This is a genomic window from Halomonas sp. 707D4, from assembly GCF_024158685.1.
Lineage (GTDB): Bacteria > Pseudomonadota > Gammaproteobacteria > Pseudomonadales > Halomonadaceae > Vreelandella.
Window position 1 is genome coordinate 1 of record NZ_JAMZBD010000619.1, and the last position, 1,547, is coordinate 1,547.

Genomic DNA, 1,547 nt, shown 5'->3' on the forward strand with positions numbered 1-1,547 from the left:
ATTCACCTCGCACCCGGCCTCCTCCATGGCCTCGCGGCGGGCGACCGCCTCGAGCGTCTCGCCCTCCTCGACGAGCCCGGCCACCAGCTCGAGTTTCCAGGGCGAGCGCGGATCGTCGATGGCGCCAGCGCGAAACTGCTCGACCAGCACCACCGCATCGCGCTGCGGGTCATAAAGCAGCACGCCGACGGCGTCGAAGCGGCTATGGATTTCACGCCGCATCGTCTGGCTCTCGCCGCCTTCGAAAAGGCGATGCTTGAGCGTCAGCTCCTCGAGACGGAAAAACCCCTGGTAGAGGGTTTCGCGCCTTTCGAGGGTCACGTCCGCGCGGGTGAGTTCGGGGCTCGCAAGCTCAGGAGCGAGCGGCGGCAAGAGGCTGGATGCCATGGGGCACTCCCGGTCGACACAATCGATCCATTATCAATGCTTGCCGCCGGGAATGCCAATTTGCGTCGCGCTAGAGCGACTGCAGAAACCCCTGCGCCTCACGCCGGAGTGCTTCGTCCGAGAGCTGGCGATTGTCGCGGGCGGTGCCTTGCACGGCGCGCTCAGCGTACCGGCGAGCGCCTTCGGTATCGCCCTCCTCTTTCAAGAACGCCGCGTAGTAGTAGTTGACGTCGATGCCGTCCGGGCGAATCTCGAGCGCCCGCTGGAACATGCGCTCGGCGGTGTCGCTGTTGCCGAAACCCAAAGGCCGCCCCGGTGCCCGGTCGTAAAGCGCGCCCAGGGTGACGTAGGCCGAGCCGTTGCTGCCCTGGGGGTCGATCTCGATGGCACGCTCGAGCACGTCGCGCGCCTGCTTGGCGGTACCGAGCGCGCCGAGTCCGCCCCGCTCGCGGGCGTAGGAGGCCAGAATGATGCCCTGCCAGACCAGCACGTCGGCAGCACCCGGGTTCTGCTCGGCCAGCGTCGCGGCCTCGCTGCTCAACGCCTCGAGGGTGCCCTGGCGCTGGTTGGCGGGAAGCTCCGTCACCGTGTGCTCCCAGCGATTCTGCAGGGAGAACAGCTCGTCCTGGTAGGCGCTGGCGGCAAGCGGTGACAGCGTGAGGGCGCCGCCGAGTGCCAAGGCTATCAGCCAGCGAGAAGAGTGCGTGCGCATGAAAAGCTCCTTGTTTATTGTTGTCGCCTGAAAAGGATCAAAGAGCGAGCGACGCTCGCCCTCAGATCACTGTAACGAACGTTTGAATGACTCGCCAGGAGTAATCGTCGCTCGCCGAAGCGACGCGCTCGCCTGGCCCTGCTGCTCGATAAGGAAGTGCCCATGAAAGGCCGCAACATGACCCGCTGGCGCGACCCGGCCAAGGACCCGCGCCAGGCTCCCAAGAGCAACCTGATCACCCAGGCGGGCGCCGAGCGCCTGCGTGGCATCCTCGACCATCTCTCGCGGGTGAAGCGCCCGGCGCTCTCCGCCAAGGTGGGCGAGGCCGCCGCCCTGGGCGACCGCTCCGAAAACGCCGACTACACCTACAACAAGAAAGAGCTCAACCGGGTGATCGCGCGCATTCGCTACCTGACCAAGCGCCTCGACGAGCTGCAGGTGGTCGATC

At 66.3% G+C, this 1,547-nt stretch carries 2 protein-coding genes and 1 pseudogene; 1 reads left to right on the plus strand and 2 read right to left on the minus strand.

Annotated elements, in window-relative coordinates; translation table 11 throughout:
- Together BIS11_RS17255 and BIS11_RS17260 are read right to left on the minus strand one after the other, a co-directional pair.
- Positions 1-387: NUDIX domain-containing protein (locus BIS11_RS17255; RefSeq protein WP_253586682.1), on the minus strand; the 387-nt coding region annotated here is incomplete at its 3' end.
- Between the two features lie 70 nt (positions 388-457).
- The gene (locus BIS11_RS17260; RefSeq protein ID WP_253419834.1) at positions 458-1,099 is read right to left on the minus strand and encodes a TRAP transporter TatT component family protein; all 642 of its coding nucleotides are present in this window, start codon (positions 1,097-1,099) and stop codon (positions 458-460) included.
- Between the two features lie 162 nt (positions 1,100-1,261).
- Here BIS11_RS17260 and BIS11_RS17265 point away from each other — a divergent pair.
- Positions 1,262-1,547: pseudogene (locus BIS11_RS17265) on the plus strand (transcription elongation factor GreB); the annotation flags it as partial.

Coding starts and splice junctions, on each gene's coding strand:
- BIS11_RS17260 (WP_253419834.1), bottom strand. CDS start 1,099: ATGCGCACGCACTCTTCTCGCTGGCTGATAGCCTTGGCACTCGGCGGC.